The organism is Longispora fulva (genome assembly GCF_015751905.1).
Taxonomy (GTDB): domain Bacteria; phylum Actinomycetota; class Actinomycetes; order Mycobacteriales; family Micromonosporaceae; genus Longispora; species Longispora fulva.
The window spans coordinates 5,169,401-5,183,338 of the sequence record NZ_JADOUF010000001.1 but is presented as its reverse complement, the minus strand read 5'-3'; the positions used below and the strand labels follow the sequence as shown (position 1 = coordinate 5,183,338).

The window sequence follows — 13,938 nt, the reverse complement described above, 5'->3', positions numbered from 1 at the left end:
TACGGCGTCGGTCAGACGAGTCTCACGAGTGGCGAGGGCCCGCCCTGGCACAGACCGGTGTCGACGTTGAGGGCCTTGCCGGAGCAGTACGGATACGGCACCGGGGAGTCCTCGGGCGCGATGTTGAGCTGGTCGGGGATCGGGCTGTGGCCGTGCACGATCCGCCGGCCGCCGAGTGCCCCGAGGAGGGCGTCGGCGTTGAGCTCGCCGTCGGCGCCCCGGAACGCGAACCGGGTGGTCAGCCGGCGCCAGATGTCCCACCAGGCGTGCTCGTCGTCGCCGGTCAGCACCTCGTGCACGGTGGCGTTGATCTCCTCGATCGAGTCCCCGTACGCCAGGTACGCCATCGTGTCGGAGTGCACCAGGAGCTCGTCGTCGGCGAGGAGGGCCAGGGGCCGCTCCAGGAGCCAGCTGAGGTGTTTTTCGCCGATGCCGTGCAGGTCCTCGATCTGGCCGCCGTTGCGCAGCCAGCTCCGTGCGAAGGACGCCGAGCCCGTCGAGAGTGAGATCTCGGTCTCGCCCCAGCGGTGCATGCCGAGGAGCAGGATCTCGTGGTTGCCGAGCAGGCACTCCACGCTCTCGGGGGCCTGCTCGGTCAGGCTCATCACCAGCTCGAGGACGCCGAGGCCGTCGGGGCCGCGGTCGACGAGGTCGCCCAGGAAGCACAGATCGGCGTTCGCTCCGGCCCACCGGCCGGTCGCGTCGGTCAGGCCGGCCGAGTGCAGGGCCTCCACGAGTTCGGTACGGTGTCCGTGCACGTCGCCGACCACATACAACGGCGCTCTGGGCGCTGCGGTCTGCTCGGTCACGTACTGAGACTAGAGGACGCTGTCACGGCCCGGGGGGTTGACCAAGGTGCACTTCGTCGAGGGACTGCTGGACGGCCTCCCACCGCTGGTGGTCTACCTGGTGGTGGGCGCGGTGATCGCCGTGGAGAGCATGGGCATCCCGCTGCCCGGCGAAGTGGTGCTGGTCAGCGCCTCGCTGATGGCCGCCAGCAAGATCGTCAGCCCGCTGGGGGTCGCGGTCGGGGCGAGTCTGGGCGCGATCGTGGGCGACTCGATCGGGTACACGATCGGGCGGCGGGGCGGCCGGCCGCTGCTGGAGCGCCTGGGGCGGCGGTTCCCGAAGCACCTGGGCCCCAAGCACCTGGCCAAGGCCGAGCAGACGTTCGACCGTTGGGGCGTGTGGGCGGTGTTCTTCGGGCGTTTCGTCGCGTTGCTGCGGATCCTGGCCGGGCCGCTGGCCGGGGCGCTGAAGGTGCCGTACCCGAGGTTCCTGGTCGCCAACGCCGCCGGGGGCATCTTGTGGGCCGGCGGCACGACGTACGCGATCTATCACGTCGGCCGGGTCGCCGAGAAATGGCTGAAGGGCTTCTCCTGGGTGGCGCTCGTGGTCGCGGTGCTGTTCGGGCTGGGCACGACGCTGTACATCAAGCGCAGGATCGCCAAATCCGCCGCCGAGATCGACGGGGACGGACCGGCCGACAACGGCTAGAGCAGGATGTCCTCGCCCTGCGGCATGGCCAGCAGGTCCTCCTCGGAGGTGGTCTCCAGCTTGTTGCGGTCCAGCCCGAGCCGGTCGAAGAGGTCGTCGTCGACGAGGTAGCGGGTGCCCTCCACGACCAGGAAGTTCTCGTCCTTGGACTCGTGCCGGGCCAGTTTCACGTCGTAGAGGTCCGGGCCGATCAGGGGCTCGATCTCGGAGAACGACACGCGCTCGACCCCGGTGCTCTTGTCGACGTAGAGGGACTCCACGTCGGCGCCGGCCGGGCGGTACCTGCCGTCGTGGGCGAACCAGACCCAGCCCGCGAACTGCACGGGGGCGTCGTCGGCGGTGACGCGGTGACCGGTGGGACGGGGCATCGGAGGTTCCCTTCGTACGGCGGCCGGTACACGTCCAGCCTAGGTACGCCGGGCCCCGGGAGAAGGGGGAATGCAAACACGGGCCCGTGCTGCGCTGGCGCGCGGCTCGAGCCCGTGAGTGGCTGTTGTTGGTTACAGCGGACGAACCTGGTCAGCCTGCGGGCCCTTCTGACCCGTGGTGACCTCGAACTCGACCCGCTGGTTCTCCTCCAGCGAACGGTAGCCGTTCGTCTGGATCGCTGAGAAGTGAACGAACAGGTCAGCACCGCCGCCGTCCGGCGTGATGAACCCGTAGCCCTTTTCGGCGTTGAACCACTTCACGACACCCTGCGCCATGCGTTCTCCCTGGCAACGTAGCTAGCACCGACCCACACCTCGTGGGCTGGCCGGTTGCGCGAACGTCCCGCTCGGGAAAGCGATCGCCCGCCTGTCACACACTTTGCGGGCGTAACGAGCACGTGCCGTAGAGCTATGACTGCAACCTTGGAAATCACCCTAACAGCTCAGGCGGGCGGTGACACCCCCTGCGAGATACGTCACAATGTGTAGTCATGGACACACGAAGCGTGATTACTCGCCTCGAATTGCCCCTAGCTGTAGTCATTCTGGCAGCAGGACTGAGTGCCCAACACGGCTGGGCGATCGCGGGCGCGGCGGTCGTTCTGGCCGCCGGCGTCCGACTTGCCGTGGGCGCGACCAGGCTCGGGAACCGGGCCCTCGCGCTGTCCCCGGCGGTCGTGCACGGCACCCTCACCGGAGCCGCGGCGACCGTCATCCTGGACCAGCTGCACAGCCTGCTCGGCCTGCCCACCGTCATCCAACTCTGGCCGACCCCGCACGTCGGATTCCGGCACACCCTGGTCGTCGGCGCGGTCGCCGTCCTCGCCGGCCTGTTCGGCGGACTGCGCGGACTCCGGCTGATCGACGTGGCCCACCTGCGCTCCCTGTGGCGGCACCACGAGATCGTCACCTACCTGGCCACCGCGGCCGGGGTGGTCGTCGGCGGGCTGGTCACCGGCGTCGCCCTCGGGCTGCTGTCCGCGGTCTGCGTCGCCGTGTACCGGCTCACGCACTGCACCGTCCTCGTCGAGCCCTGCCCCGACACCGGCTGGCGGGTCACCGTCCGGGGCACACTCGTCTTCCTCGGGGTGGGCCGGCTGCTCCGCGAACTGCGTAACGTGCCGCCCGGCGCGGCGGTCACCCTCGAACTGCACGTCGACCTGCTCGACCACGCCGCCTTCGAGGCGCTGCGGCGCTGGCGCACCGAACACGAGGCCGGTGGGGGACGGGTGGCGGTCGAGGAGGTGCACGACAGCTGGTACCAGCGGGCCGGCGCCCGCCACCCCCGGCTCCGCAAGACCCTGCCCACCGGCTCCGGGCGGCTGTTCGCGCCGTGGGGGGCCTGGCAGCAGTGCGCGCCGTCGGCCGTCGGGGCCCGCGACCCGATCGCCGCCGGGGTGCGCGAGTTCGAGCGGCGGGGAGCGGCGCTGGTCCGGCCCTATCTGGAGGATCTCGCCGGGGTGCAGCGACCGGGGCAGTTCTTCATCACGTGCGCCGACTCGCGCCTCGTGCCCAACGTGATCACGGCCAGCGGGCCCGGGGACCTGTTCTGCGTGCGCAACGTCGGGAACCTCGTACCCAGAAACGGGTTTGATCCGTCGATCGGGGCGGCGGTGGAATTCGCCGTCGGACTTCTCGGGGTGTCCACGATCGTGGTCTGCGGGCACTCCGACTGCGGCGCGATGAAGGCGACCCTGAGCGGCAAGCGGATCGAGGGCCAGCTCGGCTCGTGGCTGCGGCACGTCGAGCCGAGTGTGCGGCTGTTCCGGGAGACCAGGGCCTGGCCGGAGTCGGCGTCGACGAAGGGGCACGAGTGGCTCGGCCGGATGAACGTGATCCAGCAGCTCACCCACCTGCGCACCTATCCGGCCGTCGCCGAGGCCGTCGCCGCCGGCCGGCTGCGGCTGCTCGGGTTGTACTTCGACATCGGCGCGGCCCGGGTCTGGCGGGTCGACCCCGACACCGGGGAGCTGGTGGACCTGGAACGGCACGTGCGGGCGGCCTGAGACCGGCGCCCTCGTAGTCCCGGCGTGGGCCTCCGGGGCGGCGGCTCATCACCCGCCGTGGCGGCGCCCTCGCCCCGCTTCCGCCGGTGGTGGAGACCGCCCGGAACGGTGGTTCGTGGGTAGCCGTCCGGCTGGTGGGGCCAAAAGCGATAATGCCGGTATGAGAGTTGCCGGTCCGGCGGGCGCTGGCGCCCGGGTCCCCGCCGCCCGGCGAGCCCGGTGGCGCGAGTGGGGACCGCCGGTGTTCATCCTCGTGATGGTCTGCGCCGTCGACCTGATCGGGCGGGGCCACACATACTTCGTCGCGTACCTCCTGGTCGCCCCGGCCATCGCGGCCATCGTCGCCCCGCCGGTCGTCGTGCTCGCCGTCGGCGCGGTGGCGGTGCCCGAACGGCTGCTGCTCGGCGTCTACGACGGCGTCGAGAAACCCTTCGAGGACAACCGGTTCCTCGGCGGCACCGGCGCACTCATCTTCTCCACCATAGTTTTCGTGTACTTCGCCCGACTACGCCAGAAACGTGAACGTCAGTTGGCCGATGTGACCTCGGTGGCGCTCGCCGCCCAGCACGCCGTCCTGCGCCCCCAGCCGGCGGCCGTCGGCGGGGTGCGGATCGGGCTGCGGTTCCTGGCCGCCGCCGCGGAGGCCGAGATCGGCGGAGACCTGTACGAGGTGCTGTCCACCCCGTACGGCGTCCGGGTCGTCATCGGCGACGTGCGCGGCAAGGGCCTCGAAGCCGTCCAGTCCGCAGCCGTCGTCCTCGGCGCGTTCCGCGAGGCCGCCTACGACGTGCCGGACCTCGCCGACCTGGCCCGCAAGGTCGAGGCCAGCGTCCGCCGACACCTGCCGCCCGACGACTACGTGACCGCGCTGTTCGTCGAGTTCCGGGGCGGCGAGGTGCGGATGCTGCACCGCGGACACGTGCCGGCGCTCGTCGTCGACGCCGGGGGCGACGTCCGCGAACTGCGCCCGCCAGCCCCCGGCACGCCCCTCGGGCTCGGGCACCTCGGCGCGGTCGAACCGTGCGTGTGGACGGAGCCGTGCGAACCCGGCGACGTGCTGGTCCTCGTCACCGACGGGGTGGTCGAGGCCCGCCGGCTCGGCATCTTCTACCCGTTCACCGAACGGCTCGGCGGGCTGGTCCGGGAGGCCACCGGTCCGGTCCGGGGGGCCACCGGTCCCGTCCGGGGACTGCTCCGCCGGCCGCAGACCCGAGACTTCCGTACCGACCTGGACGCGGCGGCCGAGGCGCTGCGCAAGGACCTGCTCGACTACACGGAGGGCGGCCGGATCTCCGACGACGCCGTGATCATGCTCCTGGCCCAAGGGCCCTGAACCCGGACGGTCACGGAGGGGACCGACCCGGGTTCCAGCGGTCGTCGGCGTCCATGGCGGCGTTGGCCCGCCCCTCCGGGCCGGGTGCGCGGCGGTCGGGTCGGCGCTACGGCCAGCGCAGGACCGGGGTCGCGCCCACCGGGGGGAACTCCGTCCTCGACTCCACGAGGCACAGCATCGGGTGGCCCATCACGAGGGCCGTACGGGCCCGGCTGGCGAAGATGTCCAGGAACGCGTCGGCCGTGCCCGGCTCGCCGGCCGCGAACCGTTCGAAGCCATCGAGGGCCAGCACGGTACCCGTCGTGGTCGGGTCGCTGCCGTAGGCGTAGCCGGCCACGTCCCAGAGGACGTCGTTGAGGGCGTCGAGGGTGCGGCCGTAGTACCCGGGGAAGTCCAGGGCGTTGGCGAGCGCCGCGTGCATGTCGGACCCGTCGCGCCACGAGCCGGCGGCCAGCCGCACGACCTTGTAGTCGAGGCGCTCGAGTTTCGCGACAGCGCTGTCCAGGGTGGGGCCGTCCGCGCAGCGGTGCACGTGCGACTCGCGCAGCAGCAGCCAGTCCAGCCGGTCCCAGCCGCCGGGGGGCAGCTCCGAGGCGTCGAACAGCAGCGTGCGGGCCATGTCCGCATCATGTCACGGCCGCCGGCCGGGGACCGCTGGATAAGGCCGGGCCGCGAGTCGAGACCCGCTGGACGCGAAACCGCGAGCTGGAGCCCGGCGGGGCACAGCCACGACCCAGGTCAGAGACCGAACTCCCGCTCGACCCGGACCCTGGCCTCCAGCTCCAGCAGATGCTTCTTGCGGTGCAGCCCGCCCCCGAAGCCCACCAACTTCCCATCCGCGCCGACCACCCGGTGACACGGCACCACGATCGGCAACGGGTTGTGGTTGTTCGCCGTCCCCACCGCGCGCGCGGCCCCCGAATCGCCCAGATCGGTAGCGATCCGCCCGTACGTGGCCATCTCGCCGTACGGGATCTCGCGGAGTGCCGCCCACACCCGCCGCTCGAACGGGCTCCCGACCCGCACCGACAGCGGCACGTCGAACTCGGTGAGCTCTCCGGCGAAGTACGCCGCCATCTGTTCGCGGAGACTGTCGAGATACGGACTGTCCCCGAGCGGCCCGGGCACCCCCTCGAACTGGATCCGGCAGACGCCGTGCTCGTCAGCGGCCACGGCCAGCGGGCCGAACGGCGCGGGGATCAGGGCCCATTCCACCCCTCGACCGTACCCGGATCACGGGCGGCACGATAACTTGGCGGCATGGGTCATCGGCTGGGCATCGACTTCGGTACCTCCAACACCGTGGCGGTCCTGGGTCGTCCCGACGGCCAGGTCCGCCAGCTGCTGTTCGACGGGTCGCCGGTGTTGCCGTCCGGGGTGTTCACCAACCCGGCCGGAGAGCTGCTCACCGGCCGCGACGCCGCGCACAGCGCCCGGCTGGCCCCCGAACGGTTCGTGCCCAACCCGAAGCGGCTGCTCGACGACGCCGACAACGCAGACCGGGCCGTGACGCTGGTCGCCGCGGTGCTGCACCGGGTGTACACGGAGGCCGTCCGCACGATCGGCGGCCCGCCCGACGAGGTGGTGCTCACCCACCCGGCGGCCTGGGGGCCGGATCGGCTGCGGATGCTCGCCGACGCGGCGCTGCGGGCCGGCCTGCCGACCCCGAAGCTGGCCGCCGAGCCGGTCGCCGCGGCGTGCTATTTCACGACGGTGCTGCGCGGCTCCCTGGCCCGCGACGGTGCCCTTGTCGTGTACGACTTCGGCGGCGGCACCTTCGACGCCTCCGTGGTCGGCCCCGGCCCCACGGTGCTGTCCGCCGCCGGTCTGAACGACGTCGGCGGGCTCGACATCGACTCGGCGCTCGTCGGCCACCTGCGGGCCGCGCTGCCTCGGACGTCGGAGGAGTGGGCGCGGCTCGCCGATCCGGCCAGCGCCAGCGACCGGCGGCTGGCCCGGCAGTTCCTCGACGACGTGCGCGGCGCGAAGGAGATGCTGGCTCGTACCGCCCAGGCGTTCGTGTACGTCCCGATCATCGAGGCCGAGGCACCGATCGGCCGCGAGGAGCTTGACCAGCTCGCCGGCCCGCTGATCGACCGGACGGTGGAGGCCACCCGGGAGGCGCTGGTCAGCGCGCGGGCCGAGGATCCGGGCCGGCTCGCCGGGGTGTTCCTGGTCGGCGGGTCCAGCCGGCTGCCGGCCGTCGCGACGCTGCTGCACCGGGCGTTCGGGGTCGCCCCGACCGTGCTCGAGCAGCCGGAGCTGGTCGTGGCGGAGGGCAGTCTGGTCGTCCCGCCGGAGGCGCTGACGGACCCGCCGACAGCGGCGGCCGCCTACGCCCCGGCCCCCCGCCAGCCGGCCAGCGCTCCGACCCTCGGCCAGCCGGCCACCGTCCAGGCCCCACGCCCACCCGTCAACGTCCCGGCCCCGTTACAGTCGGCCGGGTCAGGCGATACCCAGGAGCTGCGGACGCTGTCCGCGCCGGCCGAGTCGGACGGGTTCTCCTCGCCGCTACTGCCACTGTGGGCGGATCCGGTCGTGCCGCAGCCCGATCCGCCGGCCCCGATCTGGGCTGAGCCGGAACCGGCGCCCATGGCCTACACCCTCGCCCCGCCGACCGGCTCCCTCTACACCGACCCGACCGCGCCGCCGCACGGCCCCGCCTACGCCCACCCGCCCGCGCCGGGCGGATCCGGCTACACCTATCCGCCCGCGCCGGGTGGGTCCGACCACGTCTACTCGCCAGCGCCGATTCCCCAGGCCCCGAACGGTCAGTCCGCGCACCTGCCCGCGTCGGCCGGCGCGCCCGTCCCCGACCGGTCCGCCCCGCGCCCCGTCGTGCTCCAGCTCCCCGACGGGCCCGTGCACACCCTGTCCGCAGGCAGCCCCCGACTGTTCCTCGGGTCGACGCGCCGGGTGTACGCGTTCCGCGCCCCCGATCGTCTCGCGGACTTCCTCACCCGCCGCGACTGGCCGGACCTGGTCACCGGCTACCCGTGGGCCACTCTCCCGCCGGCGGCGGACCTGCCCCCGGCCGAGACGGTGGACCTGCTCGGGATCGGTGCGGTCCTCGCCGCGTCGTGCGAGCCCAACTCGCGCCCGATGCACCGTTCGGTGCACGGTAGTTGGGAGCCGGTGCCCGCCGACCCGACGACGGTCCTCGCCGCGGACGCGCTCGACCACGCGGTGATGCTGCTCGACGGGCTGTTCGCCGGGCGGGGCCGGCCGTCGCCGCTGCTGGGCCCGGAGCGGGTGGCCAACTCGGCCGGGCCGGTCGGGCAGGCGGCGGCGCGTGCCGGCCGGTTGTCCGCCGATGTGCTGGTGGCGTCGTTGGGGGCGCCGCACCGGTACCGGGCGACGGCGTGGTGGTGGCAGCTCACCGACGCGGTGGACATGCTCCTCGAACGCCGCTAGGACGGGCCGGTCGAACGGCACTGCCCGCCGTCGCGCGCGACCGGACGGGTCCGGGCAGGGCCGGCGCGCCCGGAGCAGGTGTCGCCGTAGTCAGATGCTGGTCTCAGCCGGCGCCGGAGTCCGTTCTGGACGTCGTGGGGTGTCACGTGAAGATGCTGACGCCGCCGGGGCCGACGAGGAACCCGACAACGATGAGCACGATGCCCCAGAGGACCTGTCTGCGGAACAGGGCGACGATTCCGGAGACGACCAGGATCACCGCGAGGAGCCACAAGATGAGTGTCATGTCTTCGGGGTACCCGGTGGCGAGGATCGGCAAACGCCGTCCCGGGGCGGGCGCCGTCGGCTAGCCTCGCGTGATGAACTGGCTCGATCTTGTCGGCTGGGCCGGCTCCGCCGTGCTCGTCTGGTCTTTGCTCCAGACCCGGATCCTGCGGCTGCGGGCCCTCAACCTGGTCGGATGTCTGGTGCTGATCGGGTACAACGGCGCGCGTGCCGTGTGGCCGATGGTGGGCCTCAACGTGGTTCTGGCCCTGATCAACGCCTTCTATCTCCGCAGGCTGCTGGCCACCCGGCATGACGAGCGCGCGTACGCCGTCGTCGAGGTGGCCTCGGGCGGCGGGATGGTCGACCACGTGCTCGACGCGCACGCCGCCGACATCGCCCGGTTCAATCCGGGGTTCACCCGGCCGGCCGGCGGGCTGGCGTTCCTCGTGGTGTCGGGGGACGAGACGGTCGGCGTCGTGCTGGTCCGCGACGCCGGTGACGGGGTGGCGGAGGTCGGGCTGGACTACGTGACGCCGAGGTTCCGCGACCTGACCCCGGGCGAGTTCGTGTACCGGCGTAGCCAGCTGTTCGTCTCCCGTGGCTTCCGCCGGGTGGTGAGCCCGCGCGGGATGCTGTCCCCGTACTACGACCGGATCGGTTTCCGGCACGACGGCGACCACTACGTGCTCGAACTGGGCGGCTGACCGGTGCGGGCTACTCCGGTTCGGCGTGCTCCGCCGGGTCGGCCGCGTCGGTCTCGTCGTGCGCCGGCTCAAAGATGTCCAGCCCGAAGTCCTCGATCATGTCCACGGCTCGAGCCTACGACCTGCGACAACGCATGACCGGTACCGCCGACGTCGCTCGGCGTGTCCGGTTTGTCAGGACGGGCCGCCGGGCCGGCAGGGTCCCCTCGGCACCCGCTCCCTCCCGTCGACCCCGGTCCCGCCCTGTAGCGTCTGGGCCGTGGAACAGCAGCCTCTCCTCGACGGTTCAGGGATCGCTCAGCTCCGGGAGGCGCTGACCGCCGCCGGGTACACGTTGGAAGGTCTGTCGGAGCGGCTCGGTGACGATCTCGCCGGCGAGGTCGAGGGCGGGGACATCGTGCCGGCGCTGCGGGCGCTGGCCGACGACGACCCGCTGGCCACCCTGCTGCGCGCCTTCCAGGCCGGCCGGACGGTGCCCGCGGACCTGATGGCCGCGGCCCTCGCGCCGCTGCCACTGGCCGACGCCGTCGCGGCCGGCCTCGTCGAGGCGCACGGCGACGGGGTACGGGCGACCCTGAGCCTGGAGATCTACGGCCCGTGGTGGCTGCTCGCCGACCTCGCGCCCCCGGCCCGCCCGATGGCCGCCGACCACGTCCTGGGCATCACCGGCTCCTCCCTCGCGCTGGCCGACTACACGGTCCGCCGGCCGGTCGGCTCCGCCCTGGACCTGTGCACGGGCGGCGGCATCGAGGCCCTGCACCTGTCCCAGCACGCCGAGCACGTCACGGGCACCGACCTGCTGCCCCGGGCGCTGCGGCTGGCCGCGACCACGGCCGCGCTCAACGGGCTGGACTGGGAGCTGCTGCTCGGCGACATGTTCGCGCCGGTCGCCGGTCGGCGGTTCGACCTGGTGGTGGCCAACCCGCCGTTCATCATCAAACCCGGAAGCCCCTCTTTCGTGTACCGCGACGGCGGCCGCCCCGGCGACGCCATCATCACCGAGATGTTCGCGGCGGCCCCGGCGCTCCTGACCGACGGCGGCCTCATGCAGTTCGAGGGGGAGTGGGCGCACCGGGCGGGGGTCGACTGGGCCGAGCGGCTGGCCGGCCTGGCCGCCGACGCCGGCCTGGACGCGTGGATCGTGGAGGCCAACGCGTTCGCGCCGAAGGACTACGTGGAGCACTGGGCGACCTCGCCGGAGGAGGACACGACCGGCTGGTTGGACTGGCTGCACGCGGAGGGGATCGAGTCCCTGGGCTGGGGCGTCGTGACGTTGCGCAACGCCGGGCACGCCGCGCCGACGGTGCGGGTGGAGCGCAGGGAGGCGTGGCCGCGGTTCGGCGGGGACGTGCTGGCCTGGTTCGCCCGGCAGGACTGGCTGCGCGCGCACGGCTCCGACCTGCTCGCCGCCCGCTACGAGGTCCCCGAGGAGGTGACGTTGCACGTCGAGTCGGTGCGCTCGGGCACGGGCTGGGCTGTCGACGGGCACCGGCTGGCGACGGCCGGGGCGTTCGACCGGACGCCGTCGCAGGAGCGGGTCTCCGCGCTCGCCGCCGACCTCGTCGGGGCCTGCGATCCGGCCCGTCCGTTGGCCGGGCAACTGGACCGGCTGGCGGAGTCGTACGGCCGTGACGTGCCGGCGTTGGTGGCGGCGCTGGTGCCGGAGCTGGTCGAGGGCGGGTTCCTGTCCCCGGTGGGGATGTCTGGTCTGTCCTGAGTGGGCGGCCGCGGCGGGGCTGCGGCATGATGGTCCGGTGACGACGACATGGGAGTACGCGCGGCTGGAGTACATCGCGACCGGCAGCCTCGGCGCGGATCGCGTGCAGGACTGGGAGGCGACGTTCTACGGCCCGGGCGGCGGGGAGCGGTGGGGCGTCGATGAGCGGTATAACGACATTCCGCACCTCAACCGGGCCGGCGCCCAGGGCTGGGAGTCCTACGATCGGTCGGACCGGCTGATCGGCCAGCCCGTACGCCTGCAGCGCGTGACGTACTCGATGCGGCGTCCCAAGGCGTGATCCGTCGGGGCCGGGTGACCGGCCCCGACGGGTGCCACTAACGCCAGATGTCGTTCAGGGGCGTCGCGTACTGGTCGTTCTGCGTGATGTGCGGCAGACCGAGCGCCCCCTCGATCGTCCGCGTCATGCTGTACTGCGTGTAGTGCGTCCCGGAGGTGAACCCGGTCTTCGTGGTCCCCTGCGAGCCGAGCACGATCGTCGGCACCCGCTGGCCGCTGGCGCTGTCGTCCTCGTCGAACGTGATGATGATCAGCGAACGCTGCTGGGTCCATGCCGGTGAGTTCAGGATCTTCGGCAGGTTGTTCTTGAACCAGTCGTCACCGGTCGCCGTGCTGCAACTGTGCATCGTGTTGCAGGTGTTCGGCTCGAACCACACGAAGTTCGGCGTGGTCGCGGTGGACTGCAGGTCCGTCCACAGCTGGCTGACCGGGTGCAGGTGCTCCTGGCAGCGGGCCGGGTTGTTCGCGACGTCCTGGAAGAACAGGAACGGCATGTTGTCCGGGTCGAAGTAGCCGTTGTTCTTCAGGTTGCACGGCGCGACCATGTCCTCGATGTAGCCGCGCCACTGCTTGCCGGCCGCCTCGGTCAGGTCGCCGAGGTGCTTGCCGGTGAGCGCGCCGATCGCGCCGGGCATCGGGTTGTCGACGTGGCCGTAGGTGCTGCCGCCGGCCACGGCCATGTAGTTCGGGTCGCTGGGGTGCACGGCCCCGTAGGACTGGCCGAGCTTGACGTTCGCGTTGCCGATCCCGGTCAGGTACGGGGCCTGGCCGATCACCTGGTCGTAGGACCTGTTCTCCAGCATCACGAAGAACACGTGGTCGAACTGCGGGACGGCGTTGGCCACCGGGGCCGGCAGGGCCGGCGCGGGGACCGTGGCCGACAGGGTCAGCGACAGGTTGTCGGCGTAGGAGTCGTTGTAGCTGTTGGAGGCGTTGCGCGACGGGACGCCGGAGAACTGCACCGTGACCCCGACGCTGCGGGTGCCGGCCGGGACGGTCCCGGTGGTGGCCCTCTGAAGCAACTTGGTCACGCTGCCCCGGTCGGACGCGGTGACCGGGCCGATCTGGGACGTGCCCAGCTGGGTGCCGGCGGCGTTGCGGAACGCCAGCTTGACGGTCGCCGAGGAGGTCTCGCCCGCGTACCCGCCGAGCCAGCCCGACAGGTTGTAGGTCACGCCGCCGCCGTCGATCTGCGAGCCTGCGGCCGACACGTCGGCGGTCTGGGTGAGGGTCGAGTCACCGACCGCGCCACCGGAGAGGAACTGGTTGCCCCGGTTGGCCGGGCCCGGGGTGGAGGCGACGGGGAAACCGCTGCCCACGTCGTACCCGACGACGGTCGGCACGCCCGTGATCTGCCAGCCGGGCAGGGTCACGGCGTCGTACCCGCTGGCCGACGGGTTGCCGCACTCGCCGTCGCCGTTGACGATCAGGTTCGGGCCTGCGGCCGTGGCAGCGACGGAGAACCGGGCCGCCTTGGCCAGCGTGGTGTAGCCGTTGTTCGCCAGGTAGTAGAGGAAGTAGTTGCCTGCGGCCAGGCCGCTGGTCGACACGGAGACCGTGCCGGAGGCGTTCGGCGCGTACGCCCAGCTCAGGTACGAGGTGTTCGGCTGGGTGACCGTGTCGGGGTAGACGGCCACCCAGTTGCTCGACGACGGGGAGGCGGTCGCGTAGGAGGCGCTGACGGCCTGGCCGGCCGCGTAGGTGCCCTGGCCGACGCACAGCATGCTCGTCGGCGTGGACGTCGTGCTCGCCGACACCACGGTGAAGAACACCGGGGTGGTCACCGGGGTGTAGCCGTTGTTGGCCAGGAAGTACGCCTTGTAGCTGCCGGGGGACAGCGAGCTGGTCGACAGGGTGACCGTGCCCGAGGCGTTCGGCGCCCAGTCCCACTTGAGCGACGCGGAGCTGCCCGGGGTCACGGTGCTCTGGTAGATCCCGATCCAGTTGGTCGAGGACACCTGGGTGGTGGAGTAGGTCGCCACCAGGTTCTGGCCGGGGGTGTAGGAGCTCTGGTTGAGGCTCAGCGCGTTGCTGGCGGCGGCCTGGGCGGTGCCCAGCTCGGCGGGCGCGAGGAGCGCGAGCACGGTGAGGAGGAGCAGGGGCAGGGTGAAACGCCATCGTTTCCGGAGCGGGGGAAGCATGACTGTCTCCCTTTCGTCGCCGCGCCAGCGTGGCGCGAGGTCAGTTGTCCGAACAAGTCAGGCCCCATTGTGGGGCTGATCGAGGCCAGATGGGAGTCAGTGCAGACGAATAGATATTCACATAGGTGAAC

Annotated in this window: 14 protein-coding genes; 7 read left to right on the top strand and 7 right to left on the bottom strand. The window is 72.0% G+C overall.

All coding sequences use genetic code 11. The annotated features are described in order from the left end of the window. Positions 1-11: 11 nt before the first annotated feature. Entirely contained in the window at positions 12-809 is a 798-nt protein-coding gene (locus IW245_RS23155) for a metallophosphoesterase (protein WP_197005271.1), read from the bottom strand. A gap of 46 nt (positions 810-855) precedes the next feature. Between IW245_RS23155 and IW245_RS23150 the strand changes: the two genes are divergently transcribed. Beyond that, complete coding sequence (locus tag IW245_RS23150; RefSeq protein ID WP_233473154.1) at positions 856-1,497, top strand: DedA family protein; 642 nt, start codon at positions 856-858, stop codon at positions 1,495-1,497. Here IW245_RS23150 and IW245_RS23145 read toward each other — a convergent pair. Both IW245_RS23145 and IW245_RS23140 read right to left on the bottom strand, forming a co-directional pair. Further along, positions 1,494-1,865 carry a hypothetical protein gene (locus IW245_RS23145; RefSeq protein WP_197005270.1) on the bottom strand — a complete coding sequence of 124 codons (372 nt, stop codon included), beginning with the start codon at positions 1,863-1,865 and terminating at the stop codon, positions 1,494-1,496. The two genes, IW245_RS23150 and IW245_RS23145, sit on opposite strands and share 4 nt — an antisense overlap. 132 nt (positions 1,866-1,997) lie before the next feature. Continuing rightward, positions 1,998-2,201: a cold-shock protein gene (locus IW245_RS23140; protein ID WP_197005269.1), complete on the bottom strand. Its 204-nt coding sequence runs from the start codon at positions 2,199-2,201 to the stop codon at positions 1,998-2,000. Positions 2,202-2,416: 215 nt separating this feature from the next. On the opposite strand from IW245_RS23140, the gene IW245_RS23135 reads away from it, so the two are divergent. Continuing rightward, a complete protein-coding gene (locus IW245_RS23135) occupies positions 2,417-3,931 on the top strand; it encodes a carbonic anhydrase (protein ID WP_197005268.1) in 1,515 nt (504 codons plus the stop codon). Positions 3,932-4,091: 160 nt separating this feature from the next. Beyond that, positions 4,092-5,264, top strand: coding sequence for a PP2C family protein-serine/threonine phosphatase (locus IW245_RS23130; protein ID WP_197005267.1), 1,173 nt, complete (start codon positions 4,092-4,094; stop codon positions 5,262-5,264). Positions 5,265-5,370: 106 nt separating this feature from the next. Here the strand turns inward: IW245_RS23130 and IW245_RS23125 are convergent, their stop codons facing one another. Continuing rightward, positions 5,371-5,883: a barstar family protein gene (locus IW245_RS23125; RefSeq protein WP_197005266.1), complete on the bottom strand. Its 513-nt coding sequence runs from the start codon at positions 5,881-5,883 to the stop codon at positions 5,371-5,373. Between the two features lie 119 nt (positions 5,884-6,002). Continuing rightward, positions 6,003-6,479, bottom strand: coding sequence for a methylated-DNA--[protein]-cysteine S-methyltransferase (locus tag IW245_RS23120; RefSeq protein ID WP_197005265.1), 477 nt, complete (start codon positions 6,477-6,479; stop codon positions 6,003-6,005). A 45-nt stretch (positions 6,480-6,524) separates the two neighbouring features. Here IW245_RS23120 and IW245_RS23115 point away from each other — a divergent pair, with 45 nt between their 5' ends. Continuing rightward, the gene (locus tag IW245_RS23115) at positions 6,525-8,678 is read left to right on the top strand and encodes an Hsp70 family protein (protein ID WP_197005264.1); all 2,154 of its coding nucleotides are present in this window, start codon (positions 6,525-6,527) and stop codon (positions 8,676-8,678) included. A gap of 142 nt (positions 8,679-8,820) precedes the next feature. Here IW245_RS23115 and IW245_RS23110 read toward each other — a convergent pair whose 3' ends face one another. Beyond that, positions 8,821-8,964, bottom strand: a complete 144-nt coding sequence (locus IW245_RS23110; protein WP_197005263.1) for a GPGG-motif small membrane protein — start codon at positions 8,962-8,964, stop codon at positions 8,821-8,823. A 73-nt stretch (positions 8,965-9,037) separates the two neighbouring features. Between IW245_RS23110 and IW245_RS23105 the strand changes: the two genes are divergently transcribed. The 3 genes from IW245_RS23105 (at position 9,038) to IW245_RS23095 (ending at position 11,667) form a co-directional block, all read left to right on the top strand. After that, positions 9,038-9,649, top strand: coding sequence for a hypothetical protein (locus tag IW245_RS23105; protein ID WP_197005262.1), 612 nt, complete (start codon positions 9,038-9,040; stop codon positions 9,647-9,649). A gap of 259 nt (positions 9,650-9,908) precedes the next feature. Beyond that, positions 9,909-11,366, top strand: coding sequence for a DUF7059 domain-containing protein (locus IW245_RS23100; RefSeq protein ID WP_197005261.1), 1,458 nt, complete (start codon positions 9,909-9,911; stop codon positions 11,364-11,366). 37 nt (positions 11,367-11,403) lie between these two features. After that, positions 11,404-11,667 carry a hypothetical protein gene (locus IW245_RS23095; RefSeq protein ID WP_197005260.1) on the top strand — a complete coding sequence of 88 codons (264 nt, stop codon included), beginning with the start codon at positions 11,404-11,406 and terminating at the stop codon, positions 11,665-11,667. A 37-nt stretch (positions 11,668-11,704) separates the two neighbouring features. Here IW245_RS23095 and IW245_RS23090 read toward each other — a convergent pair whose 3' ends face one another. Then, positions 11,705-13,807, bottom strand: a complete 2,103-nt coding sequence (locus tag IW245_RS23090) for an alkaline phosphatase family protein (protein ID WP_197005259.1) — start codon at positions 13,805-13,807, stop codon at positions 11,705-11,707. Positions 13,808-13,938: the final 131 nt, after the last annotated feature.

Bases quoted from the DNA above. Each gene is read 5' to 3' on its own strand.
- IW245_RS23145 (WP_197005270.1), bottom strand. From the start codon at position 1,865: ATGCCCCGTCCCACCGGTCACCGCGTCACCGCCGACGACGCCCCCGTG.
- IW245_RS23105 (WP_197005262.1), top strand. From the start codon at position 9,038: ATGAACTGGCTCGATCTTGTCGGCTGGGCCGGCTCCGCCGTGCTCGTC.
- IW245_RS23125 (WP_197005266.1), bottom strand. From the start codon at position 5,883: ATGGCCCGCACGCTGCTGTTCGACGCCTCGGAGCTGCCCCCCGGCGGC.
- IW245_RS23130 (WP_197005267.1), top strand. From the start codon at position 4,092: ATGAGAGTTGCCGGTCCGGCGGGCGCTGGCGCCCGGGTCCCCGCCGCC.
- IW245_RS23090 (WP_197005259.1), bottom strand. From the start codon at position 13,807: ATGCTTCCCCCGCTCCGGAAACGATGGCGTTTCACCCTGCCCCTGCTC.
- IW245_RS23115 (WP_197005264.1), top strand. From the start codon at position 6,525: ATGGGTCATCGGCTGGGCATCGACTTCGGTACCTCCAACACCGTGGCG.
- IW245_RS23110 (WP_197005263.1), bottom strand. From the start codon at position 8,964: ATGACACTCATCTTGTGGCTCCTCGCGGTGATCCTGGTCGTCTCCGGA.
- IW245_RS23140 (WP_197005269.1), bottom strand. From the start codon at position 2,201: ATGGCGCAGGGTGTCGTGAAGTGGTTCAACGCCGAAAAGGGCTACGGG.
- IW245_RS23135 (WP_197005268.1), top strand. From the start codon at position 2,417: ATGGACACACGAAGCGTGATTACTCGCCTCGAATTGCCCCTAGCTGTA.